This window comes from Pseudomonas sp. BP01 (assembly GCF_022760795.1).
Lineage (GTDB): Bacteria > Pseudomonadota > Gammaproteobacteria > Pseudomonadales > Pseudomonadaceae > Aquipseudomonas > Aquipseudomonas putida_Q.
Map to the genome: position 1 here is coordinate 40,105 of NZ_JAFBKA010000039.1, position 23,341 is coordinate 63,445.

Annotated in this window: 19 protein-coding genes and 2 pseudogenes; 11 read left to right on the forward strand and 10 right to left on the reverse strand. The window is 64.1% G+C overall.

The window, feature by feature from the left end; genetic code table 11:
- Positions 1-6: 6 nt before the first annotated feature.
- The 4 genes from JOY50_RS25380 (at position 7) to JOY50_RS25395 (ending at position 2,797) form a co-directional block, all read left to right on the forward strand.
- On the forward strand, positions 7-294 hold the full coding sequence (locus tag JOY50_RS25380) for an iron transporter (RefSeq protein WP_132845887.1): 288 nt from the start codon (positions 7-9) through the stop codon (positions 292-294).
- Positions 291-1,811 (forward strand): PepSY domain-containing protein, encoded by a 1,521-nt coding sequence (locus JOY50_RS25385; protein ID WP_243056043.1) that lies wholly within the window; start codon positions 291-293, stop codon positions 1,809-1,811. The genes JOY50_RS25380 and JOY50_RS25385 overlap by 4 nt, the downstream gene beginning before the upstream one ends.
- The gene (locus JOY50_RS25390) at positions 1,808-2,146 is read left to right on the forward strand and encodes a DUF3325 domain-containing protein (RefSeq protein ID WP_132845891.1); all 339 of its coding nucleotides are present in this window, start codon (positions 1,808-1,810) and stop codon (positions 2,144-2,146) included. The genes JOY50_RS25385 and JOY50_RS25390 overlap by 4 nt, the downstream gene beginning before the upstream one ends.
- A 111-nt stretch (positions 2,147-2,257) precedes the next feature.
- Complete coding sequence (locus JOY50_RS25395; RefSeq protein ID WP_138736895.1) at positions 2,258-2,797, forward strand: histidine phosphatase family protein; 540 nt, start codon at positions 2,258-2,260, stop codon at positions 2,795-2,797.
- A gap of 3 nt (positions 2,798-2,800) precedes the next feature.
- On the opposite strand, the gene JOY50_RS25400 is transcribed toward JOY50_RS25395, so the two are convergent.
- Positions 2,801-3,586, reverse strand: coding sequence for a sulfite exporter TauE/SafE family protein (locus tag JOY50_RS25400; RefSeq protein ID WP_132845896.1), 786 nt, complete (start codon positions 3,584-3,586; stop codon positions 2,801-2,803).
- A gap of 105 nt (positions 3,587-3,691) precedes the next feature.
- Positions 3,692-4,285, reverse strand: a complete 594-nt coding sequence (locus JOY50_RS25405) for a helix-turn-helix domain-containing protein (protein ID WP_028613450.1) — start codon at positions 4,283-4,285, stop codon at positions 3,692-3,694.
- A gap of 114 nt (positions 4,286-4,399) precedes the next feature.
- On the opposite strand from JOY50_RS25405, the gene JOY50_RS25410 reads away from it, so the two are divergent.
- The 3 genes from JOY50_RS25410 to JOY50_RS25420 all read left to right on the forward strand — a co-directional run bounded on the left by JOY50_RS25410 (position 4,400) and on the right by JOY50_RS25420 (position 7,085).
- Entirely contained in the window at positions 4,400-5,536 is a 1,137-nt protein-coding gene (locus tag JOY50_RS25410; protein ID WP_243056044.1) for an FAD-binding oxidoreductase, read from the forward strand.
- A 12-nt stretch (positions 5,537-5,548) separates the two neighbouring features.
- Positions 5,549-5,926: a RidA family protein gene (locus JOY50_RS25415; protein ID WP_132845902.1), complete on the forward strand. Its 378-nt coding sequence runs from the start codon at positions 5,549-5,551 to the stop codon at positions 5,924-5,926.
- Between the two features lie 94 nt (positions 5,927-6,020).
- Positions 6,021-7,085 carry a hypothetical protein gene (locus JOY50_RS25420; RefSeq protein ID WP_132845905.1) on the forward strand — a complete coding sequence of 355 codons (1,065 nt, stop codon included), beginning with the start codon at positions 6,021-6,023 and terminating at the stop codon, positions 7,083-7,085.
- 152 nt (positions 7,086-7,237) lie between these two features.
- Here JOY50_RS25420 and JOY50_RS29360 read toward each other — a convergent pair whose 3' ends face one another.
- The 3 genes and pseudogenes from JOY50_RS29360 to JOY50_RS25430 all read right to left on the reverse strand — a co-directional run bounded on the left by JOY50_RS29360 (position 7,238) and on the right by JOY50_RS25430 (position 10,145).
- Positions 7,238-7,978, reverse strand: coding sequence for a methyl-accepting chemotaxis protein (locus JOY50_RS29360; RefSeq protein ID WP_405046011.1), 741 nt, complete (start codon positions 7,976-7,978; stop codon positions 7,238-7,240).
- Positions 7,979-8,092: 114 nt separating this feature from the next.
- Positions 8,093-9,169: pseudogene (mcpA, locus tag JOY50_RS29365) on the reverse strand (methyl-accepting chemotaxis protein McpA); the annotation flags it as partial.
- 97 nt (positions 9,170-9,266) lie between these two features.
- Complete coding sequence (locus JOY50_RS25430) at positions 9,267-10,145, reverse strand: LysR family transcriptional regulator (RefSeq protein ID WP_132845911.1); 879 nt, start codon at positions 10,143-10,145, stop codon at positions 9,267-9,269.
- A gap of 102 nt (positions 10,146-10,247) precedes the next feature.
- On the opposite strand from JOY50_RS25430, the gene JOY50_RS25435 reads away from it, so the two are divergent.
- On the forward strand, positions 10,248-10,676 hold the full coding sequence (locus tag JOY50_RS25435; protein ID WP_132845913.1) for a PACE efflux transporter: 429 nt from the start codon (positions 10,248-10,250) through the stop codon (positions 10,674-10,676).
- Positions 10,677-10,688: 12 nt separating this feature from the next.
- Here JOY50_RS25435 and JOY50_RS25440 read toward each other — a convergent pair whose 3' ends face one another.
- From JOY50_RS25440 to JOY50_RS25455, 4 genes are all read right to left on the reverse strand, one after another.
- Positions 10,689-11,750: a hypothetical protein gene (locus JOY50_RS25440; protein ID WP_132845916.1), complete on the reverse strand. Its 1,062-nt coding sequence runs from the start codon at positions 11,748-11,750 to the stop codon at positions 10,689-10,691.
- A 234-nt stretch (positions 11,751-11,984) separates the two neighbouring features.
- The gene (locus JOY50_RS25445; protein ID WP_132845919.1) at positions 11,985-12,653 is read right to left on the reverse strand and encodes a GntR family transcriptional regulator; all 669 of its coding nucleotides are present in this window, start codon (positions 12,651-12,653) and stop codon (positions 11,985-11,987) included.
- Positions 12,654-12,669: 16 nt separating this feature from the next.
- Positions 12,670-13,374 carry a FadR/GntR family transcriptional regulator gene (locus JOY50_RS25450; protein ID WP_019470739.1) on the reverse strand — a complete coding sequence of 235 codons (705 nt, stop codon included), beginning with the start codon at positions 13,372-13,374 and terminating at the stop codon, positions 12,670-12,672.
- A 44-nt stretch (positions 13,375-13,418) separates the two neighbouring features.
- A complete protein-coding gene (locus JOY50_RS25455) occupies positions 13,419-14,732 on the reverse strand; it encodes a C4-dicarboxylate transporter DctA (RefSeq protein ID WP_049276862.1) in 1,314 nt (437 codons plus the stop codon).
- A gap of 458 nt (positions 14,733-15,190) precedes the next feature.
- On the opposite strand from JOY50_RS25455, the pseudogene JOY50_RS29370 reads away from it, so the two are divergent.
- The 3 genes and pseudogenes from JOY50_RS29370 to JOY50_RS25465 form a co-directional block, all read left to right on the forward strand.
- Positions 15,191-15,520, forward strand: a pseudogene (locus JOY50_RS29370) (PAS domain-containing protein); the annotation flags it as partial.
- Between the two features lie 87 nt (positions 15,521-15,607).
- Complete coding sequence (locus JOY50_RS25460; protein WP_405046012.1) at positions 15,608-16,756, forward strand: methyl-accepting chemotaxis protein; 1,149 nt, start codon at positions 15,608-15,610, stop codon at positions 16,754-16,756.
- A 13-nt stretch (positions 16,757-16,769) separates the two neighbouring features.
- The gene (locus tag JOY50_RS25465) at positions 16,770-18,458 is read left to right on the forward strand and encodes a bifunctional diguanylate cyclase/phosphodiesterase (RefSeq protein ID WP_132845925.1); all 1,689 of its coding nucleotides are present in this window, start codon (positions 16,770-16,772) and stop codon (positions 18,456-18,458) included.
- A 5-nt stretch (positions 18,459-18,463) separates the two neighbouring features.
- Here the strand turns inward: JOY50_RS25465 and JOY50_RS25470 are convergent, their stop codons facing one another.
- Positions 18,464-23,284: a dermonecrotic toxin domain-containing protein gene (locus tag JOY50_RS25470; protein WP_243056045.1), complete on the reverse strand. Its 4,821-nt coding sequence runs from the start codon at positions 23,282-23,284 to the stop codon at positions 18,464-18,466.
- Between the last annotated feature and the right edge of the window lie 57 nt (positions 23,285-23,341).

A 23,341-nucleotide genomic window follows, 5' to 3' on the forward strand; every position in this document is an offset into this window, starting at 1 on the left:
CCTCCGATGATCAAAGCCCCTGCCTGGCTACAACTACTCTCCCGCAGCGCCGCCGCGTTGCTCGGCGGCTACGCCCTCAGCTACGCCGCCAGCGCCTGCCTGGCCCGCATCCTGCCGCTATCTGCCGCCGATGCGGTCATTGTCGCGACCCTGCCGGCGTTCATTTTTTACACCGTCGCCATCCTCTGGGCCTTCGCCTGCCGTGATGCGTTGCGCGCCTGGGCGTCGCTGGCACTGGCTGCGCCCCTTGCCCTGATCGGCTTCTGGCCGCAGGTAATGGAGCGGCTGGCATGAAGAACACCTTCACCCAATCGATGGCCTGGCTGCACACCTGGGCCGGGCTGATCTTCGGCTGGCTGCTGTTCGCCATTTTCGTCACCGGCACCCTGGCGGTGTTCGACAAGGAGCTCAACCACTGGATGCAGCCGGAAATCCCGGCCACCCAGGTGTCCCAGGCCGATGCTGCCCGGCGCGCTATCAACTACCTGCAGGCCCATGAACCAAAGGCTGGCAACTGGGGTATCAGTCTGCCGAGCGAACGCGCGCCAGGGCTGCGCGTTTCTACCGGCGAGCGCCGCCACGGCGGTGGCGTACACCTCGACCCGCGCACCGGCGAGGCCATCGAGGTGCGCGACAGTGTCGGCGGCAACTTTTTCTTCCGCTTTCACTTCACCCTCGACCTGCCACGCAACTGGGGCATTTTCGTCGTCGGCGCGTTGGCGCTGGTGATGCTTGCGGCCTTGATTACCGGCATTGTCATTCACAAGAAGATCTTCAAGGAATTTTTCACCTTCCGGCCGAACAAGGGCCAGCGCTCGTGGCTGGATTTCCACAATGCCAGTGCGGTGCTGCTGCTGCCGTTCCACCTGATGATCACCTACACCGGGCTGGTGATCTTCATGCTCATCTACATCCCCGCCGGGGTCGATGCGCTGTTTGCGGGTGACACTCGCGCTTACTTCCAGGCCCAGGGCAATGCCCGCACGGAACAGCCCCGTGGCCTGGCCAGGCAGCCGGCCGCGCTGGTGGACGTAGCACCGTTGCTGGCCCAGGCCGAGGCGCGGCTGGGGCCGATTGGCGGCTTGAATATCCGCAACCCGAACACGGCGTCGGCGCGCGTCGAAATCCGCCCCGAGCTGGGCAATCGCATCGCGCTGGCCAAGGGGCAGGCCATGGTCTTCGATGGTGTCAGCGGGCAACTGCTCAGGGACGTGCCTGAATGGCGCGCGGTGCCTTTGGCCCAGCGGGTCATGGTCGGCCTGCACTTCGCCCAGTTCGGCGGCTATCCGATGCGTTGGCTGTACTTCGTGTGCGGGCTGGTCAGCTGCCTGATGATCGCCAGCGGCCTGGTGCTGTTCTGCGTGAAACGCGGGCGCAAGTATGCCAGCGCCACTGCCGATGCTTCGGCACGGCGCTGGTACCGGGTGGCCGAGGTGTGCAACGTGGGCTTTGTCAGCGGCCTGCTGCTGGCGTGCGTGGGGCTGCTGTGGGCCAGCCGTTTGTTACCGGTGGAGCTGACACAGCGGGAGAGCTGGGAGGTGCGTGCGTTCTTTGGTGTCTGGCTGCTGGCGCTGTTGCATGCGGGTGTCCGGCCGGCACGCCGTGCATGGGCCGAGCAACTGTTGCTGACGGCGTTGCTGTGCATCGGCCTGGGTGCGTTTGGCGGCCTCGAAGACGCCATGCGCCTGGGCGTAGCGGCCTGTGCGTTGGTGCTGGGCGTGTTGGTTGGGCTGGTGGCCTGGCGGGTGCGGCAAGCACAACCGGTGCAGCAGAAGGCCCGGGCAGGGCGGCAACAGGAGGCCGAGGCATGATGATGTGGATTGCAGGCGCAGTGCTGTTCGCTTATGCCGGTATGCTCGGGCTGTGCCAGGGATTGGAGCGGCATTACAAACAGGTGTGGAATCGCACCTGCCCGCGCGTGTGGAGTATCAGCCTGCGCAGTGCCGGTTGGTTGGCGTTGCTGGCGAGCCTGACGCTGTGTGCCCAGGCCTGGGGCTGGGCCATGGGGCCGGTGGCCTGGTTCGGCGTGCTGTCGCTGGCGGGGTTGGTGCTGGTGATGTTGCTGCCGTACTGGCCGCAGCTAGCGGTGGGATTGGTGGGGGCGCTGCCGGTGTGGGGTTTGGTGCAGGTGGTTACCTATTTATGAACTGAACGCGCCTCCAAGGGATACGCGTTTGTGCGGGCGGCGACATTGTTGCAGCCAAAAGCCTCGCAGCATGCTAAACCATGGGCCCCTGCCTGTTGCGAGAGAGCCCCGGTGAAAGCCGTCCGTCTGACCCTGATCTGCCATGCCCTGACCCAGGCCCAGAAGACCGGGCGCCTGCACCGTGCCGATGACGGCATCTTGCCGTTGACCCAACACCCCGACGCCATCGTGCCCGGCATGCAGGTGCTGACTGCGCCAGAGCGGCGAGCCTGCGAGACGGCGGCATGGTTGTCGGGCTCGGTGCAAATCGAGCCGGCATTGGCCGATTGCGACCTGGGGCGTTGGCAGGGCTTGCCGTTGAAGCAGTTGCAAACCGAACAACCGCAGGCGTTGGCAAACTGGCTGCAGGACCCGGCCAGTGCGGTGCATGGTGGGGAGTCGTTTGCTGCGCTATGCCAGCGTGTGGCCGCCTGGCTGGCGGCCTTCGACACGCCGGGTGAGTGGCTGGCAGTGACTCACCCGATGGTCATGCGCGCTGTACTGGTACAGGTGTTGGGGTGCCCGATGCAGGCCAGCCAGCGTATCGACGTGCTGCCGCTTTCGCGCCTTGAGCTGAGCTTTACCGGGCAGTGGCGCTTGCGCCTGGGCTGATGGTCAGAACGCCAGCTTGTAGCCGATCAGCAGCAGCATCGCTGCCAGGCACGGACGCAGTACGCGGTCGGAGATCCGTCCGGTGAGGTGGCTGCCCAGGTAGATGCCCGGCAGCGAGCCCAGCAGCAGGTAACCCAGCAGCGACCAGTCCATGTTGCCCATGCCGGCGTGGCCCAGGCCTGCTACCAGGGTAAGCGGGACGGCGTGAGCGATTTCGGTACCGACCAGGCGGCGGGTGACCAAAAACGGGTATAGCAGGAACAGCGCCACGGTACCCAGGGCGCCAGCACCAATGGAGGTGAGGGTGACCATGACCCCCAGCACTACGCCGGTCAGCACGGTGAGCGTGTTCAGGCTGCGGTCGCTGAGGTGGTAGTGGTCGCTGGCGTGGCGGTTGGCGAAAGCCTGCAGGCGCGATTTGAACAGGATGGCCAGCGCGGTCAGGATCAGCACCACCGCCAGGCCTTGCTTGATGATGGCGTTGAGCGCCGAGGTGTCGGTGTGCAGGGTGCTGAGGAACCACAGGGTCAGCGCTGCGGCGGGCACGCTGCCCAGGCTGAGCAGCCCGGTGATCTTCCAGTCGATGTTCTTGTGGCGGGCATGCACCCAGACGCCACTGGCCTTGGTGATTGCCGCATAGAGCAGGTCGGTACCAACTGCCGTCGCCGGGTTGATGCCAAACCACAACAGGATCGGGGTCATCAGCGAGCCGCCACCCACGCCGGTCATGCCGACGATGAAACCCACGACCAGGCCAGCAATGGTGAAACCGAAAGAACCTACATCCATACGCTACTCGACTGCCCATCTTTGCCCGTTATCGGATGCAGCCAGCATATAGATTTTTTTATAGCCAAATAGACTTGTTCGTTATTAGGTTATAACCGGGCGCCTTCAGCGATCGGTCATCACCACCATCACATGCGCGTCCCCGCCATCATCACTTTCTGACAGGTAGATGTGCCCAACCTGGCTGTCGAAGTACGCGGTTTCCTGCGGCCCGATGCTCACGGCTTCACCGGTTTCGAACTCGATGCGCACGCGCCCGCTCAGCACCAGGGCGAACTCTTGCCCGGGGTGGCGGATAAAGTCGTCGAACTGGCCCCGTTCGCGGGCGATGATGCGGGCATAGGCCGGGGTCATGCGCCGCTCGGGGAAGTCGCCGGCAATGGGGTGGTAGTCGTAGGTGCCAGTGGAGTACCCCGCCGCCGCAGGTAACGAGTCGACCACCACGGTTACCGGCACCGGGGCAGTAACCGTAGCGCTGGCGCGAAACAACTGGGCAATGTCGACATTCAGGGCGCGTGCGGCGGCGGCCAGCTTCTCGTAGCTGACCGAAACTTGTGCCAGCTCCATCTTCGACAGGGTGGACACCGGCACACCACTGGCTTCGGACAATTGCTTGAGGGTCATCTGGCGCGCCTTGCGCACCTGGCGCAGGCGCTGGCCGACTACAGCGCGGTCAAGCAGGGGGAGGGCAGCGGGCATTCAGGCTTCTCGGCATACGGCGTTGGTCGGGCATCTTACCTTGGACACTTGCGTATTTCTAAATTCTCATATATTAGAATTCTCATAAATGATAATGCCCTGGCAGGAGCGTGCATGACCCCGACCTACGACACCCTGATCATCGGTGCCGGCATTGCCGGTGCCTCCTTGGGCTATCGCCTGGCTGGGCAGCAGCGGGTGCTGGTGCTGGAGCGCGAATCACAGCCTGGTTACCACTCCACCGGGCGTTCGGCGGCCATGTTCATGGAGGCCTACGGCACCCCGCAGATCCAGGCACTGACCCGCGCCAGCCGGGCCTTTTACGAAACGCCGCCGGAAGGCTTCTGCGAGCACCCGCTGCTGGAACCGCGTGGCTGCCTGTATGTGGCCAGCGTGGAGCAGCGCGAGCTGCTTGAGCAGACCCACGCGCAGAACCTGGCCAATGGCACCGCAGTCAGCCTGCTTGACCGTGACGCCGCCCTTGCCCTGGTGCCCAGCCTGCGTGGCGAGACCCTGGCCGGCGCGGTGCTTGAGCCGGGTGCCATGGACCTGGATGTTCATGCCCTGCACCAAGGCTTCTTGCGCGGTTATCGCGCTGCCGGCGGTGAGCTGCGCTGCAACGCCGAACTTGTCCAGGCCCGTTACCTGGACGGCCTGTGGCAGGTGGAGCTGGGCGACGGCAGCCGGGTGCAGGCGCACCAACTGGTCAATGCCGCTGGCGCCTGGGCTGACCGCGTGGCCGAGCAGTGCGGCGTGGCGCGCATCGGCCTGCAACCTTGCCGGCGCAGCGCGTTCACCTTTCCCGGCCCGGCAGACCAGGACTTCGCCCGCTGGCCGGCAGTGATCGGCGTCGACGAAAGCTTCTACTTCAAACCCGACGCCGGCCAGTTGCTGGGGTCGCCCGCCAATGCCGACCCGGTCGAACCCCAGGACGCCGCACCCGAAGAGCTCGACGTCGCCTTGGGCATCTACAACATCGAAGCCATGACCACCTTGGCAATCCGCCGCCCCAGCCATACCTGGGCCGGGCTGCGCTCGTTCGTCGCCGACGGTGACCTGGTGATCGGTTTCGATGCGCACGCACCCACGTTTTTCTGGCTGGCGGCGCAAGGTGGCTATGGTATCCAGTCGGCCGCCGGCGCCTCGCGCCTGGCCGCCGACCTGCTGCTTGGCCAACCCCTGTGCCCTAGTCTTGTCAGCCAGGGCGTGGCGCCCGAGCGCCTGTCCCCGGCCCGTTTCCAGCAACCCTGAAAGGAGCATCCCATGAGCAATGACATCCAGCGTTTCCCCAGCAGCCTGCCGTTTCCGTTTTCCCGTGCCGTGAAGGCGGGTGGTTTTCTGTTCCTCTCCGGCCAGGTGCCGATGAGTGCCAGCGGCGAAGTGGTGCGCGGTGATATCCAGGCCCAGACCCGCGCCGCCTGCGAGCGCATCGCCGAAAGCCTGGCAGCGTGCGGCGCGCGTTTCGACCAAGTGGTAAAGGCCACGGTATGGCTGTCGGACATGAGCCATTTCGCCGGTTTCAACGAGGTATACAAAGAGTTCTTCGGCACGGCGCTGCCAGTGCGTTCGACTGTGGCCTCGGCGTTGGCGCTGGGGGTGGATGTGGAGATTGAAGTGCAGGCGTTTGTCGGCGACGAGTAACCGAACACAGAGCTTTTGTAGGAGCAGCGCAAGGCTGCTCCTACAAGAGATATGGGGTGGCAGTAAGACAACAACAATAAATCCAGAGGTTCACATGCAAGAGCAACTGAAGATTGCCGGCGCATTTGTCGGCGTGATCGTGGGGGCAGGGTTCGCTTCAGGGCGGGAACTGTTGTTGTTCTTTGTCGACTTCGGCGTGTGGGGGTTGGCTGGCGCACTGGTCAGCGCCGCCTTGTTCACCTTCCTTGGCATGGCTTTGGCAGGGTTGGGCAACCGCCAGCAGGCCACCTCGCACAAGGATGTGATCCAGGCCATCTGCGGCCGCAACCTGGGCCTGTTCGTCGACTGGCTGATCACCTTTTTCATGTTCGCCGTCACCGTGGTCATGCTGGCCGGCGGCGGTGCGCTGCTGGAGCAGCAGTTCGGCATTCCGGCACTGACCGGTAGCGTGTTGGTAACGCTGGTGGTGGTGGGTATCGTGTGCCTGGACGTGCGCAAGGTCATCCTGGCCATTGGCGCCATCACCCCGCTGTTGATCCTGGTGGCGTCGGCAATCGCGTTGTACGCCGTGTTTACCCGCGAGCAGAGCTTCGCCGCGCTCGATCACCTGGCCAGCCAGCAGCAAGCCGGCGCCCGTCACTGGCTGCTGGGCGCGTTCCTGTATGTGTCCTACAACATCGTGGCGGGTGCGCCGATCCTGGCCATCCTGGGTGGGTCGGCCAAGGGCGAGAAAACCGCAGTGTGGGGTGGCCTGCTGGGTGGCGCGGCGTTAGGCGGCCTCATGCTGGTGATGAGTGCCGGGCTGTTGTCGCGCCTGGACAGCGTGGCCGACTTGCCCATGCCGATGCTGTCGATTGCCAACGAGGTGTCGCCGCTGCTGGGGCTGGTGATGTGCCTGATCATCTTCGGCATGATCGTCAACACCGCGGTGGGCACGATGTTTTCGTTTCTTTCGCGGCTGCTGCCGGCGGGCACGGCGAAGTTCCGCTGGGGCTCGGTGGTTACCGGGGTGGTGGCGTTTGGTTGCAGCCTGGTGGGGTTCATCAGCCTGGTGGGTGAGGTGTACCCGTTCTTTGGCTACCTGGGCTTCGTGCTGATGGCGGCGGTGTTGCTGGCTTGGGTGCGGCGGGGCAGGGCCGCGAAAGTGGCGGTGGCATAAGGGGCTGCTGCGCAGCCCAATCGCCGGCAAGCCAGCTCCCACAGGGATATGCAGGGCTTATGGCCAGCGATTTACCTGTGGGAGCTGGCTTGCCGGCGATTGGGCCAGCACAGGCGGCAACAGGCGGTGGCCGTTGCCGTCTATGACAGGGCTTAGATCCTGAAACTGCCCACCAGCTGCTTCAAGCGCCCGGCCTGCTGGGCCAGCTGGTCGCAATGGCGCAGGGTGTCGTTGAGGTTTTCCACACCCTGCTGGTTCAGGGCGTTGATCTGGGTGATGTCCAGGTTAAGGCTCTCGACCACGGCAGTCTGTTCTTCGGTGGCGGTAGCTACCGACTGGTTCATGCCATCGATTTCGCCAATGCGCTGGGTCACGCTGGCCAGGCGTTCACCGGCCTGGTTGGCCACGTGTACGGTCTGCTCGCTGGACACCTGGCTGGTGTTCATGGTGTGCACCGCTTCGCGCGAGCCTACTTGCAGGCTGGTGATCATGCGGTGGATCTCTTCCGCCGATTCCTGGGTGCGGTGAGCCAGGTTGCGAACCTCGTCGGCCACCACGGCAAAGCCACGGCCGGCCTCACCGGCACGGGCTGCCTCGATGGCGGCGTTCAGGGCCAGCAGGTTGGTTTGCTGCGAGATGCCCTTGATCACGTCGAGGATCTTGCCGATTTCGTCGGTGCTGGCGTTAAGCGTTTCAATCTGCGCGCAGGACTCGCTGATGCGCTGGGACAGGGCGGTCATGGCGCTGATCGCCTCTTCGACCACTGCACGGCCACCGTGGGCCTGCTCGCTGGCGCCGCTGGCATGCTGCGAGGCATCGGCGGCGTTGCGGGCGATTTCCTGGGTGGCGGCACCCAGTTCGTTGATGGCCGCGGCCACGCTGTTGGTGCGCATGCTCTGTTCTTCAGAACCGCTGATCGAGGCGTTGGACGCGCTGACCACTTTCTCCGACAGGTCATGCACCAGGCGGGTGGCCGAAGACACTTCGCTGATCGAGGCATGGATGCGTTCGACAAAGCGGTTGAACGAGGTGGCCAGCTCGCCGAATTCGTCCTTGTTCTGCACGGTAAGGCGACGGGTAAGGTCGCCTTCACCCTCGGCGATGTCGCGCATGGCGCGGCCCATGGTGGTCAGCGGGCTCATCAGCACCGGGATCAGCAGGCCGAGCAGGCCGGCGATGGCCGCCACGGCAATCAGCATGGCGATGATCGCCGAGGTGCGGAACTGGCTGAGCGCGGCGTAAGCCTTGTCTTTGTCGATCGACAGGCCAATGTACCACTGCGCCGATGGCAGCCCGGCCACCGGGGCGAAGGAGATGATCCGGTCCTGGCCGTTGAGGGTGACATCCTGCATGCCGGCGGCAACCCGCAGATTGCTGCCGGGGTAGATGTCCTTGAGGTTCTTCATCACCTGGTCTTTATCGGGGCTGACAATCACCTGGCCATTGGCGTCGGCCAGGAAGGCGTGGCCGATGCCGCCGAAATCGACCGAGTTGATGATCTCCACCAGCGTGTCCAGGGTCACGTCACCGCCGACCACGCCGATCAGTTCGCCATTGCTCTTGCTCTTCACCGGGGTGGCGATGGTCACCATCAGGCCACCGACAGCGCCCTGGTACGGGGCTGTCAGCACGGTCTGCCCGGCGCTGGCGGCGGCGCCATACCAAGGGCGCTGGCGCGGGTCGTAACCGGCAGGCATCTGGGTATCAGGGCGCTGGGTGAATACACCGTTGGCCTGGCCCAGGTAGGTGAACAGGAAATTGCGCGTGTAGGAAGGCTGCTCGATCAGCCCGGCCAGGGTCTCACCGGCACCTTGCTGGCCGATGTCCTGGGCCAGGTTTTCCAGCACCAGGATGCGCCCGCTCATCCAGTTTTGCACGCTGCTGGCGGTCAGTGCGCCGGACTGCTGCACCGAGGCTTCGATGTTCTGGCGGATCGTGTTGCGTTGCAGGTAGTCGTTGTAGAGCGTGAACAGGGCAAATGCCAGGACCACGACGCCGCAGGCGCTGAGCAGGATCTTGTGGCGAAATTTCAGGTTCATGTTTCGAGACCTTGAGCCAATGAGGGGAGGGCGCATCACGCTCATGACGCGATGCGGGGCCTATCGACCGGGATATCGGCTCAAGGGGTAAAAGATTGAAGCACTTACATTAATTTCTTCTGGGCGTTTCGACAGACGGCAGTCACTGATTCGCCAGCTGTTCGATCAACAGCCGTGCAGCCTGGTGCAGCGGTTGTTGTTTGCGCCACAAAATGTGCACCGGCAGCTGTAACTCGTTGCGGGTATTGCGAAAATCCAGGCGCACCAGGCGGCCGCTGGCCACTAGCGGCGCGACCCGCGACAGTGGCAGGTCGCCCCAGCCCAGGCCGGCTTCCACCATTTGCAAAGCCAGGTCGAAGCTGTCGGTGGACCAATGTGTTGCACCGATCAGCGGGCGCGGGTCGGCCAGCGGCAGGTCGCGGCTGCGCACCAGAATCTGACGCACCCGGGTCAGGTCTTCGAGGTAGTGAATGCGCCCCTCGCGCAAGGCCGGGTGGGTGGGCGACAGGGTGGCCACCAGCGACTCCATGCCGATGTGCTGGAAGCCTCGGCGGGCATCGACGTGCAGGCCTGCAAAGGCTACGCAGAGGTCGGCCCGCCCGCTGTCCAGCAAGTGCAGGGCTTCTTCCTGCGGGGCGCTGAGCAGGGCGATATCCAGCAACGGGTGGCGCTCGCCCAGGCTGGCGATGGCCGCCAGCAACGGGCGGTGGTCGATGTCTGGCACAACGGCCACGCTCAGGCTGCTTTCCAAACCCTGGGACAGCTCCAGGGCATGAACCTGCAGCAGCCCCAGTTGTTCGGCAATCAGCCTGGCGTGCGGCTCAAGGGCCAAGGCCCGTGCGGTTGGGCGAACTTCACGCGAGCCGCGTTCGAACAGGCTGTAGCCAAGTTCAGCCTCTAGGTTGCCGATGGCCATGCTCACGGCTGAGGGCACCCGCTTAAGGGCGCGCGCGGCGGCGGAAAACGACCCGCGGTCGAGCACGGCGAGAAACAGCTGGATGTTGTCGCTGGAAAAATTCATGGCAGCCTCCTGTCAGTAGATCTGACAGCTGCCGACTTTTTCTGTCAAGCCTGGTGAAGCATGATCGCCCCTCATCGCTTTTGTCATTGGAGGAAATCCCGGGTGCAGGGACTGAAACGCAAACTGGTCTACGTGACTTTCTATGAATTGATCGGGCTGTGCATGTCGACCCTCGGGCTGGCCTACCTGTCGGACACCCAGGCGTCGCATACGGGGCCGCTGGCCGTGATGATCACCACCATCGCCATGCTCTGGAACCTGGTCTACAACACCCTGTTCGAGTACTGGGAGAGCCGTCAGGCCCAGCGCGGACGCAGCGTGGCGCGCCGAGTGGCGCATGCCATCGGTTTCCAGCTGACCCTGGTGGTGTACCTGATTCCGCTGATTGCCTGGTGGCTGGACATGACGCTGATGGAGGCGCTGCTGGTGGACATGGCGTTCATCATTCTGGTGCCGTGCTACACCTTTGCCTACAACTGGGCGTTCGACCGGGTTTTCGGGCTGCCAAGTTCTGCCATGGCTACTGCTTGATTGAGCCCGTACTCACTCAGGCGGCAGGCGAATGATCAGAGGTTCTTGCTGCTTTACCTGTTGTTCCACGGGTTGCTCAACTGGCCGTGGTGCGCTAGCCAGCAGGCTGTCCTCAACCTGCCCGGACAGGTAATACACCCCCGCCATTGCCCCGCTCTGGCGGTTCTCCATCAACTCCTGCCATTCCTGGTTCAGCGCCACGTTGAGGATCACCCGCAACTGCTCGACCATCTGCGGCTGTTCACGGTCATGGGTCATCATGCCGTAGCCGGCCGCAGCGATCGAAATCATCGCCCCTGCCACTTTGCCGACTGCCGATGCAACGGCGCTGGCGATGCCGCGTGGGGCCAAGGTAGCGCCGAGTTTGTCGCTCGCCTGGGTAGCCACCGAACTCAGCCCGACATCGGTCCTGCCGGGGCCTTTGCTGGCCAGTTGGTGAAGGTGCTGGCGCATGGCTTGCCAGGCTGGCTGCTGGTCCAGCGGCTTGGCTCGTAGCAGTTGATACAGGCTGGCATTGCGGGCATCCGGTGGCCCCAGTGCGATGGCGGGGATGCGGTTGAGGCGCTGGCTGAGCTGCTCGGGCGGCGCGTTGTAGCGGCTGATGATGGCTGGCAATTGCTGGCCGAACAGTTGCAGGTACAGCTCGCAGGCGCGGTCGCGGATGCCCTCGGGGTTGATCTGTTCGGCCACCGGCTCGATCACCCGCTCGTGGTACTGCTCCTGCAGGTACAGGGCCAGGCGCTTTTCTGCCGGCTCCCGGCCTTTGCCACTGTCGAGTTTGTACCAGGCCACCTTGAGGGTCAGCCACTGCTGGGTCCAGTAGCCGGTGAACCACGGGATGAAGTCACTTTCGGTGCGCTGTTGTACCTGCTCCCGCCACACCCGCATGGAGCGCCGGGCATAGTCGTTGGCCGAACCGGCGGCGCCGACCGAGGCGTCGATCAGTTCCTGGTCGATGCGTTGCCAGGCGGCCGGTGTGAGCACCGCAGGGGGTGGCGGCGCAGGCGGGCGCTTGCCCGCGCAACCGGCGAGCGCCAGTAGAAGGCACAGCAGCAGAGGGATTCGAGAGCTCACGCAACCGCCTCCCTGGTAGAGGCTGGGGTGGTTCTTGCAGTATAGGGTGGGGTTTTTGGGGTTGCTATGCAGCCCATCGCCCGGTCATCGCGGTCCCTGTAGGAGCGGCCTTGTGTCGCGATGGGCCGCGCAGCGGCCCCAGGATTTCAGCTTTGCAGCGGAAATTGCCGGGGCCGCTTTGCGACCCATCGCGACACAAGGCCGCTCCTACAGGGACCGCGTCAGCATGAGCGGCTATTTCAGGTCGAGTTTTTCTTCCAGGCGGTCGAGGTGTTTGTGCATCAACCCCAAGGCAGTCTCGGCATCGCCTTGCTCCACGGCATCGATGATCGCCGCATGTTCTTGCCAGGCGCAGTGGTCGCAGCACGGCGATTCGTAGCGGGCGATGATCAGCGAGGTCATTGGCACCAGGCCATTGAGAAACCGCGCCAGTGGCGCATTGGCTGCCACCTGCGCCAGTTTAAGGTGAAACTCGCCGCCCAGGCGGATCGCCGCGCAACGTTCGCCGCCTTCATGGTGCTGGCGCTCGCGGTCCACCAGTTGCCGCAGCTGGCGTACCTGCGCCGGCCGGGCGCGTTGGGCGGCCAGGGTGATCAGCGTGGTTTCGGCCAGGCGCCGGGCACTGAGCACCTGGCGCGCCTGGTCCGGGTCGGGCGCGGCCAGGTGCGCGGTGTGGCTGGGGCGCTGCACCACCACCTGCTGGTCGGACAGGCGCCCAAGCACACGGCGTATCACGGTGCGGCTCACACCAAAGGCATGGCCCAGCGCCTGCTCGGGCAACAGGGCGCCTGGGGGCAGGCGCTGTTCGAGAATGGCGTCGAACAGCCGAGGGTAGATTTGCTCGGCCGACAAGCGGGTTTCTCCAGCAGCAAGCAGCGCTGGCAGGTGGGGGGCGGCATTCATGGTCGCTCTCCTGGGGTCATGGGCGCGGGTGTTCGTCCGGGATGTTCAGCGGGATGCCCATGCGCTGGCCTTCGGCCAGAATGTGCTGGCGCATCTGGGCGCTGGCCTGGGCACTGTTGCGTTCGCGAATGGCGCGTACCACGGCTTCGTTTTCCTTGAGCCGTGCCGCCAGGTGTTCGGGCGAATTGCGCAGCATGTCGGCACTTTGCTTCAAGGCATTGCCGGTCTGCTGCACCACGCTTTGGAAGATCGGGTTGGTGGTGAGGGTGAACAACGCCTCATGGAATGCGATGTAGGCTTTTACCCCGGCTTCGCTGTCATCGGCCTCCAGCGCTTCACGCATGTCCATCAGGGTGAGGCGCAACTGGCCGACGTCCTGGCTGTTGGCCGACTGTGCCACCAGCCCGACAATGAAAGGTTCGAGGGTGTAGCGCAGTTCCAGCACATCGGCCAGGCTGGCCGCGGCGCCGGTGTCCATGCCCGGTTCCTGGGTGGCGGCGTCGGCATCCAGCACCAGTACGCCCTTGCCCGGTAACGAGCGCACCAGGCCCAGGGTTTCCAGTACGGTAACCGCTTCGCGCAGGCTGGGCCGGCTGATACCCAGCTGTTCGGCCAGCTCGCGCTGGCCCGGCAGCATGTCGCCGGTGCGCCATTGGCCCCGGGCCAGGGCCTGGCGCAGTTTTTCCACCACTGAGGTGACGACGGTCGATGAGCTGATCACGGTTTGCTCCTGCAAGGGCCGGCGTCATCGCCGGCCACTTTCGGTCAAAATTCCTGTTGATGGTGGGCGTTTGGCTGCTTGCGTGGCGTTGGGGTAAAGCCAAGCTTGCCGTCGAGCACGTTCTGCGCGCGCTCCAGGTCAATGTCCTTTTCCCAGCGGGCGATGGCCACGGTGGCCACGCAGTTGCCAATCAGGTTGGTCAACGCCCGGCCGATGCCCATGAACCAGTCCACCGCCAGCACCAGCACCAGGCCCACCACCGGAATCGCCGGCACGGCTGTCAGGGTGGCGGCGAGGATTACCAGCGCCGAGCCTGGGATGCCGTGAGCCCCCTTGGAAGTCACCAGCGACACCAGCAGGATGGTCAGCAGGTCGGTCATTTCCAGCGGCGTGCCGGTGGCGTTGGCGATGAACACGATGGCCAGGGTCAGGTAGATGGAGAAGCCGTCGAGGTTGAACGAGTAGCCTGTGGGGATGACCAGGCCGACCGTGGAGCTGCCAATGCCCAGGTGCTCCAGCTTGCGCATGATCTGTGGCAGCACGGCGTCGGAAGACGCGGTGCCAAGGACGATGGTCAGCTCTTCACGCAGGTACTTGATCAACGGCAGCAGCTTCAGGCCCGACAGGCGCATCACCGTACCCAGCACGATCAGCACGAAGCCGGCGCAGGTCAGGTAGAACAGTGCCACCAACCCGCCCAGGTGCTGCAGCGATTCCAGGCCGTACTTGCTGGTGGTGAAGGCGATGGCGCCGAATACGCCGATGGGGGCCAGGCGCACGATCATGCCCATGATGCGGAAGATCACATGGCTCAGTTCGTTGATCAGCCTGGAGATGCCCGCGGCCGAGTCACCCACCAGGTTCAGTGCGCTACCGAACAGCACCGAGAACAGCAGCACCTGGAGAATGTTGTTGTCGGCGAAGGCACCGACCACCGAGGTGGGGATCAGGTCCATGAAGAACGCCGTGGCGCCATGGATGTGCTGGCCGCGCTCGGCCAGGCCGTTGGCATCGGCACTGGACAACTGGTCCAGGTGGATGTTGGCACCGCTGCCGATGCCGCTGCTGAAGGCGAACACCAGGCCGATCACCAGCGCCAGGGTAGTCAGCACTTCGAAGTAGATCACCGATTTCAGGCCAATGCGCCCGACCTTTTTCAGGTCGCCCGCGCCCGAGATACCGCTCACCACCACACAGAACACGATCAGGCCGATCAGCATCTTGATCAGCTTGATGAAGCCGTCACCGAGGGGTTTGAGTTGCAGGGAAAGGTCGGGAAAACTTAGACCGCAGGCAATGCCGAGGGCAAGGCCGAGCACGACTTGCAGGAATATCGAACGCGAGCACCATTTGAGCATGGGAGGAGTCTCTGATCGGTGTCCTTGCTTCGGTAGCCGCACGGGGCGAAAGAGCGCAGGACTTAATTATTGTGGTCTTACCGGTTTGTTCAGCGCGAAGCCATAAAAGCGCGAAAAATCCTACTTTGCAAGGATTTTTGGCCTTACCGGTCTGACCAGTTATGGGGCAATTTGGCTTGCCAGGCTCTACTTCGGTGCGTGCCGTGAGGGGCGCCCGTACGAATTTGTGCAGGGCCTGGCCAGTGCCGGGAGTACCGCTGCAATCAGCTTGCCAAGCGCGGCAGCGAGCGTTGAAACATGGATAACGCCATGATCCGTAAGGTTTATTTGCTTTATGTGCCGGGGCTCGTAGAATCCGCGCCTGACTGGGCAGTCACCAAGCAGGTGTTTGCAGGAGCATTTATTCCGCAAAGCGCTCGACAGCGCGCGCCTGGTACCCCCATGAATGGAGTCTGATTGTGCGTCTCAACCTGCCGGTAACCCCGGTCGAGCAACGTTTTCCCTCTGATCAGCGGCTGATTTCTGCTACCGATACCGCCAGCCTGATCACCTATTGCAACCCCGAATTTGCCGCCATCAGCGGCTACAGCGATGCCGAACTGATCGGTAGCCCGCACAACCTGGTGCGCCACCCGGACATGCCGCCGGCGGTGTACGAGTTGATGTGGCGTTACCTGAAAGCCGGCAAAAGCTGGATGGGCATCGTCAAGAACCGCTGCCGCAACGGCGACTACTACTGGGTCAACGCTTACGTCACGCCCATCCTCGAAGGCGGGCGGGTGGTCGGCTACGAGTCGGTGCGGGTGTGCCCCACGCGTGAGCAGGTGGCCCGCGCCGAAGCTCTGTATGCGCGGCTGCGCAATGGTCAGCCGGCAGTGTCGGCGCCGCGCCGGCTGAGCTTGCTGGCCCAAGCCCTGACCCTGCCACTGACCGGTGGGCTATTGGCGCTGGGCGCCAATCAGCTGTGGCCGGGCCTGGCCGGGCAGGGGCTCACCGTGGGGCTGTTCGTGGCCTATGGGCTGTGGGCGCGCACTGCACTTGCACGGCAATTGCGACAGGTGGTGCAGGGTGCCGAAGGTGCCTTCGCCGACCCGGTCGCAGCCTTGACTTACAGCGACCTGCCCGGTGCCGCCGGGCAACTGCAACTGATGCTGATCAGCGAAGAGGCACGCCTGAAAACCGCGTTGACGCGCTTGAGCGACCTGGCCGTGCAAATGGCCGTCGCGGCCGACGATGCCGGGCAGTTGTCGCGCAGTACCGAGGCGGCATTGCTGAAGCAGCGTACCGAAACCGACCTGAGCGCCACGGCGATGAACCAGATGGCCGCCTCCATCGGCGAAGTGGCCAACCACGTGCAGTTGACCGCCGCCGAGGCCCACACCGCGCACCTGCTGGCCGCGCAGGGCAGCCAGGTGGCCGATGCCAGCGGCGCGGCGATTCGTACCTTGGCCAGCACCGTGACCCAGATCAATCAGGCGGTCAGCCATCTGGCTGGTCAGACCGGTGCGATCGCCGAGGCTGCCGGGATGATCCGCGGCATTGCCGAGCAGACCAACCTGTTGGCGCTCAACGCGGCAATTGAAGCAGCGCGTGCGGGCGAACAGGGCCGTGGTTTTGCTGTGGTCGCCGATGAGGTGCGGGCACTGGCTGACAAGACCCGCCAGTCAACCCTGCACATCCAGGCTATCATCGATACCCTGCGCGATGGCGCCGAGCAAGCCGTGGCAATTGCCAGCCAAGGCATCACTGGCGCCGAGCAGGGCGTTGCCCAGGTCCAGCAAGCCCGGCAGGCACTGCATGGCATTCGTGATGCGGTGCAGCGTATCAGCGACATGAGCCAGCAGATGGCTACGGCCTCGCAGCAACAGTCGGCGGTGGCAGAAGACGTTTCGCGGCAGATCAACGGCGTAGCCGGTATTGCCCAGCAAAGCGCCCACAGCGCCAACGCCGCCGCCTCGCGCGGCGCCGAACTGGAACAGGTGTGCGCCGGATTGCGTGCCCTGGTGGAGCGCTTCAACCGCTAAGGCAGGATGCTTTATGGATGATAACTATCGCGCGGCCGTGGATGCGGCCGCGATCTTTTCCGAAACCGACCTGCGTGGGAACATCACCTACGTCAACCAGCAGTTCTGCAGCATCTCGGGCTACAGCCGTGAAGAGCTGCTGGGGGCCAACCACCGCATCCTCAACTCCGGCTTGCACGAGCCGGCGTTCTTTGTCGGCATGTGGCGGGCGCTGGCCGCCGGGCGGGTGTGGAAGGGCGAAATCTGCAACCGTTCCAGGGACGGTTCGCTGTATTGGGTCGACAGCACCATGGTGCCACTGGTCGACCCGCTGACTGGCCAGGTGCGCAAGTATGTGTCCATCCGCTTTGACGTCACCGAGAAACGCCAGCTGCTGCATACCTTGCAGTGGCGGGTGGGCCACGATGTGCTCACTGGCCTGCCCAACCGAGCTTATCTGTCCGACTTGCTGAACCAGGCCCTGGCTTACTCGCGCCGCGAAGCGATCTCGCTGGCGGTGTGCATGCTCGACCTGGATGGCTTCAAGGCGGTCAATGACGGCTACGGGCATGCCGTGGGCGACCTGCTGCTGGTGGAAGTGGCGCAGCGCTTGAAGAGTATCCTGCGCGGCGGTGATGCCGTGGCCCGGTTGTCGGGTGACGAGTTCGTGCTGATCCTGCGCCATGTCGATGATGAGCGCCAACTGCACGCAGCCCTGAGGCGTGTATTGCGGGCATTGGCGGCGCCCTGTGTGGTACGTGAACACACGCTGTCGCTCAGCGCCAGTATCGGCGTGACCCTGTACCCGCAGGATGACGAAGATGCCGATACGCTGGTACGCCACGCCGACCAGGCCATGTATGTGGCCAAGCAGCGCGGGCGCAACCGCTATCACTTGTTCGACGTCTCGCAGGAGCAGGAGCTCAAGGCCACCCACCAGACGGTGACGCGGGTACGACGGGCCCTGAACAACCGCGAGCTGTGCCTGTATTACCAGCCCAAGGTGAACCTGCGCAGTGGCCAGGTGCTGGGCTTCGAGGGCTTGCTGCGCTGGCAGCGGCCAGGCCGTGGCGTGGTGGCGCCCGGCGATTTTCTGCCCTGGGTTGAGCAGACCGACCTGATCGTCGAAATCGGCGAGTGGGTGATCGGCCAGGCGCTGAGACAGTTGCAGGCCTGGGGGCGCCAGGGGCATCCCTGGTCATTGAGCGTGAATATCGCTGCGCGGCATTTACAGCGCAGTGACTTCACCGAGCGCCTGCAGCAGCTATTGGCAGAGTACCCGGAGGTGGACCCTTCGCGGCTGGACCTGGAAATCGTCGAGTCAGTGGCTATCGACAACCTGCAGCACGTCAGCCGCTGCCTGGATGCCTGTCGTGCGCTGGGCGTGCGCTTTTCGCTGGACGATTTCGGCACGGGTTATTCGTCGTTGAGTTACCTGAAACGCTTGCCGACCCAGACGATCAAGATCGACCAGTCGTTCGTGCGCGACATCCTGCACGACCAGGACGACCTGGCCCTGACCGGCGCGGTGATCGGCCTGGCGCGAGCCTTCGGTCGCGAGGTGATAGCCGAGGGGCTGGAGAGTGTGGAGCATGGGCGGCTGCTGATGACGCTGGGCTGCGAGCTGGCGCAGGGGTACTACATTGCGCCACCGATGCCCGCCACCCAGGTGGTGCAGTGGGCGGCGGGCTACCGGCAGCCCGACGCATGGAAGGATGCCTGAACTGCTCAGGCGAGCGTGTTGGCCAAGGCCTGCGTCAGGCTGCGCAGCAACGCCTGCTCCGCCGCCCTGCGGGTACTGAGCAGCAGGGCGCTGGCCCGCTGGTAAATGGCGCTTTCATCTGCATAGCGCCCGGACACCAGGTCGACCCGTTGCACGGCGTCATTGCGCCGCCAATGCAGGCCCTCGATGTCGCCCAGGTCCCGCTCCAGCGCATCGATGTAGGCTGCCGGTACGCGGGGGCCGGTATAGTCCCCCAGGTTGTGCGTGGCTTCGGTCAGTTCGCTGTGGTACTCGCTTGCGGCGTCCCAATCCCTGGCCAGCGCATCAAACTCATCTGCATGAAGGCGGCGCAGCCAACCCTGCCAGAACCGCTGTTCGCACGCCCATTGGCTGAACAGGGAGGGGGTTATCTCCGACCTGACGGCAACCCCCAGGCGGTTGACGGTTGCAGGGCTCAGGCGAGCCAGGTAGTCGAACATGATCTGCTGTGGTTGAGCTGGCAGCCCAAGCGTTTCGCGTAGCTGCATGCGCGCGTGCAGGGCCATCTCGATCTCGTCTATGTGGTAGTCCGGTTCGATCAGTGCTGCGTCGTCGAGGTCGTCGTCGGCATTGAGGGGCGGTGCGGTTTCTCGTGCTGCTGCGTCAGGTGCTTCTGTCAATGCCTGGCGCCTGGCTACGCGGGCGTTGTACAGGGCGCCCACGCGCTCGTCGAGGCGCTGCTGGCGCAGCAGTCCAGCGGCGCTGTGCAGCGCTACTTGACCGCTCTGCGCATCGGGCGCTGCGGTATTGATCTCATCCCACAGCATGACATCGGTTTCGATTTGCTGGAACAGCAGGCTGGCCTGATCGACACAGCCCTCGGTGGCATGGTTGATCGCCTCCATGACCTGCTCGTGCAGTTGCGCACGCCCCCACCCGCCGTTGTCTGCTTCGCCCGGGGTGGTGCTGAGCGTACGCAGGACATGCTGCATGCGTGACCGCAAGTAGGCCGGCTGGCCCAGATAATCGGCAGTTTGGGTCAGCCGTTCGAACAGCTGGTACAACGGCTGCCAGGAGGGTTCGTTGGCGGTCAGTACCCGGTGCTGCTGCAGTTCGTCAGGCCAGTCGGCGTACCACGGGGCTTCGGTTTCGCCGACGCTGATCGCTGGCAACCCGGCTTCGGTCAGGTGTCGTTGGGCTTGCTCGCTGAACGGGTTGTTGTCGAAGTCGAAGAATGCCCGTGGCGGTTCTGTATTCACGGCTTCGGCGAAGGCACTGCCTTGCAGCTCGGGGGCATCGGTGAGCTGGTTCTCGCTGAGGTCCAGGCTCAGCAGTTGCACGGGGCGCTGGTTCAGCAGTTCGGTGAGGCCGGTCGGCCACTCGCCGATGCCGGTCTGCTGCAAGTCAAGTGCTTGCAATTGCTGCCAGCCGCTGACATCGGGCGCCAGGTCCAGCGGGTTTTCGCTGACGAGCAGGGCGTGCAGACGGTTCAGTCGGGCGAGGGCGGCCCGGCTTTGCTCGGTCAGGGTAATATCATTTCCGGCCATGCTCAGTTCGGTCAGGGCTGGCCAACGCTCCAATGCCTGGAAGTGCTCGGTGGTCAGGTTCAGGTCATTGCTGTCAATTGCCAGCATCGCCAGTGACGGCAGGTTTGCCAGCCGCTCCAGTGCAGTGACCGGGAGTGTAACCAGTGCATTGCCCAGGTTCAGACTCTGAAGATTGCTGCGCCCTTCTAGCAGATCGAGCGTACCGCTATGTGTCAGGTCCAGGCCATTGCTCGACAGATCCAGGCTTTGCAGCTCGTCCATCTGCCCGATGGCGGGCGGGATGTGTTCAAGCATGTTGCACTCCAGATCCAGGGCCCGCACTTCCAAGAACCTACCGAGGAAGCTGTCCAGGCTGGCATGCGATGACTCGGACAGAAAGGTAACGCGCAACTGGCGGACATGAGGCATTGGCGCAGGCAGGGTGGGCAGTGCACCGAGGTTGCGGCCGTCGAGGTCGAGAACCACATACTCGAGGCTGCTGGCGGTGTGGGTCGATTCCCTGCGCCACGCCATGCGCAGGCGCCTGGCTGCTTCTGCCCGGGCCGAGGATTGTGCGATGAACGTTCCACCGCCGGCCACATGAGGGCTGTCAACCCACTGCTGCAGCGTGCTTTCAAGCTGCATGTACTCGCTTCTCAGGCGCTCGAGCACAGAGCCGAAGGGTTGATCGCCGGCTTCCTGGAGCAGGCGTTGCCGCAGAACCGTACGGGCTTCTGGCTCGGTCGAGGGGAACAACCGGTTGAACAGTTCATCTTCGGTCATCCATCCTTGGCCGCGCCCGCTCATCGGGTAGCCGATCTGGCCACCGGGCAGCCGTCGGGGCAAACGAAAAAACGGACGCACCGGTTGCATGCCCAAGAGCCGCGCCGTTGTGGCGCGGTCGCCGGCAAGCCTGTCGAACAGGGTATCGATAAGCTTGCCGGGTTCATGGATCTGTAAACCCAGGGACGTTCTTTCGCTGTCGGGCAGGGCGTTCAGGATCGCCTGGAACAGATCGACCCGGTTGGCCAGTGTTCCCCCTTGCTCATTGCGGGGTTCGTAGCTGTTCTCGGTACGAATGACGTATTTTGCAGGCAGTGGTTCCTTGCCGCAGGCATGCAGCAGGCGCCCGGAAACCGAACCGTCACGCAGTTCGATACGGGCCTCGCCGGTCCAGCCGGGTAACTGTTCGAGGGCAGCGAATACCAGCGCATCGCGATCTGCGACCGGGCCATGGGACTGGTGGAAACGTGCCAGGGCACGGCTGATACGGGCCTCCCTCAGGTACAGGCGCGCGGTTTCGGCCAGGCGCATGGGCAGGCGCTGGGTCCGGTGCATCTGCAACAGGTCCGCGGAACTTGCCTGGTCGAGTATTTCGCCTTGTGCCCTGGCACTGAGGGATGGGAAATCCCGTGCGAGCGGGTTGCCATCCGTTGCTTGCAGCTGCGGCTCAGGCACGTTGCCGCCCAGCATGTCCAGGGTGTCCAGGAGCAACGCCGGGGCAGGCTCACGGTCGACCATTACCCGGCGCAGCATCGCTTCGTCGTAGCCGCTGCATTGCAGGGCACGCTGCAGCGCAAGGCGATCCATGCCGGTGGCGCTATCGGCCAGTCGCTGCAAAAGCTGTGCGTGATCCCAGTGCAGCGGTTGTTCATGAGCGAAGATCCACGGCCCGGGTTGACGACCCTGCAACGCCGGCTGAATTCGTTGTCCAGGGCTGGCAGCCAGGCGCCGGCTGCCATTGCTGCGGCTTTCCAGGGGATAGTGTTGTTCCTGAAGCTTCAGCCAGGCGCGCCCCTGTGCCTGGTAAAGGCCATCAGAACCGGCTGCCAACATCGGAGGTGCTTTGTGCTGGAAGGGCTTCAGGTCGCCGTGCCATAACCGCGGGCCGGCCTCACTGTCGATCAGGTGCCAACCCTGCAATGGCCCGGCGGGCGGGTGCAATCCCTCTACGGTGCCCAGGGCCGCGAATTGCACCAGGCTCTCGATGACGCTGAACAGGTGGGCGATGGCCTCGTCGCTGTCCTGCTGGTTGGCGGCGTGAACACCTTCGAGGAATTCATCGACGATCTGCGCGCCCCCTACCACCAGCATCAATTCGGCAAGGCCCGGTACAAAGAAACTGGCCAGGTTCAGTACCGTCAGCCCAGCGCTCAGCCAGCTCTCAAGGTGCTGCAGTTGCGCGCGTGCATCGAGTTGGTGGACCGGTACGGCCACGCTCGCGGCATCGAGGAACTTGCGCTCTACCAGGGTTCGCGCTCGTGCCCTGAAGCAGTTGCCGGGCCATGGCTCCAAGGTCAACGGCAGCCTGGCGTTCTTGTCGCGTGTTGCCTGCCAGATGTCTTGAGGCCCTGGAAACGCACGCTTGAGCCAGCTGACTCGGTCGCCCTTTTCGAGCACCGGGGGCGTGGCTTGCAGGTCGGCATAGGGATAGAGCGGATACAGGGTTTCTCGCAGGCATTGCATAAACCTGGCCTGCTGGGCCAGTGGTAGGTGGCGGATGAAGAAGGCGCGGAAATCGTGATCGGCCAGGCGGTTGGTGAGGTCGGTTTTCAAGCTGCCCAGCGAGGCATGCTGGTGCAGTGCACCCTGCGGATCACCCGGTAGATACAGCAGGCAAGGGTCGCCGGCTTCGGCGGCGTGCAACTGGATGACCAAAGGGCCGTTCAACGGGGTGCCGAACAGGCTGACGAACTGGCACAGCACGTTTCGACGGCCCTTCTCGGTGGTGATTTGCGCACGGTTGGCCAGCGCGGCCTGTGCCAGCGCCGCGCCGCGGCTGTCAATGTGGCCACGCAGGCGTGCCATGGCCAGTTCGGCGCACAATGCACTCCGGTCCTGGTTTTCGAGCAGGTCGCGAAATGAATCGTTATCGACGATGTCGCCCAGGTGGTAACGATAGCGCTGGCCCAGGTCCAGGTTACGAATGCCCTGGATAAACGTTGCGGCGTCCAGCTTCAGGGGGCTGAGGTCTGCGGCGAGCAGCCTGACGGGGGTATGGGCTTCGGCATTCTGCAGGGCGGCTTCGAGCACCGACATGCGCCTGGGTGGCGTTGCGCCGGTGAACACAACGTGTGCCTGGAGCAGCGTTGCCACTGCGGTGTCCGGGAACCACTGTGCCAATGCTTGCGTCAGCAACGGCAGGCAGAAGGTATCCACGGGCTGCAAAGGTGCCATGGCCTGTTTCAGGCGTTGTGTCTGGCGCTCGCTGTCGCGGATCAGCAGGGCCAGTTCGGCACGCCGGGCGGGGCTGGCCTGGCTTAACCATTGCGGGATCTGACGCCGGACAAAGGCGAGATGGGAGTGATGTGCGTGTGTCATCGGCAGTTCCTGCTGGAAGGGAGCCAGGAGCCTAGCGATGGCGGGGGCAGGTGGGCG

Coding starts and splice junctions, on each gene's coding strand:
- JOY50_RS25380 (WP_132845887.1), top strand. CDS start 7: ATGATCAAAGCCCCTGCCTGGCTACAACTACTCTCCCGCAGCGCCGCC.
- JOY50_RS25385 (WP_243056043.1), top strand. CDS start 291: ATGAAGAACACCTTCACCCAATCGATGGCCTGGCTGCACACCTGGGCC.
- JOY50_RS25390 (WP_132845891.1), top strand. CDS start 1,808: ATGATGATGTGGATTGCAGGCGCAGTGCTGTTCGCTTATGCCGGTATG.
- JOY50_RS25400 (WP_132845896.1), bottom strand. CDS start 3,586: ATGGATGTAGGTTCTTTCGGTTTCACCATTGCTGGCCTGGTCGTGGGT.
- JOY50_RS25405 (WP_028613450.1), bottom strand. CDS start 4,285: ATGCCCGCTGCCCTCCCCCTGCTTGACCGCGCTGTAGTCGGCCAGCGC.
- JOY50_RS25410 (WP_243056044.1), top strand. CDS start 4,400: ATGACCCCGACCTACGACACCCTGATCATCGGTGCCGGCATTGCCGGT.
- JOY50_RS25415 (WP_132845902.1), top strand. CDS start 5,549: ATGAGCAATGACATCCAGCGTTTCCCCAGCAGCCTGCCGTTTCCGTTT.
- JOY50_RS25420 (WP_132845905.1), top strand. CDS start 6,021: ATGCAAGAGCAACTGAAGATTGCCGGCGCATTTGTCGGCGTGATCGTG.
- JOY50_RS29360 (WP_405046011.1), bottom strand. CDS start 7,978: ATGCGCACCAACAGCGTGGCCGCGGCCATCAACGAACTGGGTGCCGCC.
- JOY50_RS25430 (WP_132845911.1), bottom strand. CDS start 10,145: ATGAATTTTTCCAGCGACAACATCCAGCTGTTTCTCGCCGTGCTCGAC.
- JOY50_RS25445 (WP_132845919.1), bottom strand. CDS start 12,653: ATGAATGCCGCCCCCCACCTGCCAGCGCTGCTTGCTGCTGGAGAAACC.
- JOY50_RS25455 (WP_049276862.1), bottom strand. CDS start 14,732: ATGCTCAAATGGTGCTCGCGTTCGATATTCCTGCAAGTCGTGCTCGGC.
- JOY50_RS25465 (WP_132845925.1), top strand. CDS start 16,770: ATGGATGATAACTATCGCGCGGCCGTGGATGCGGCCGCGATCTTTTCC.
- JOY50_RS25470 (WP_243056045.1), bottom strand. CDS start 23,284: ATGACACACGCACATCACTCCCATCTCGCCTTTGTCCGGCGTCAGATC.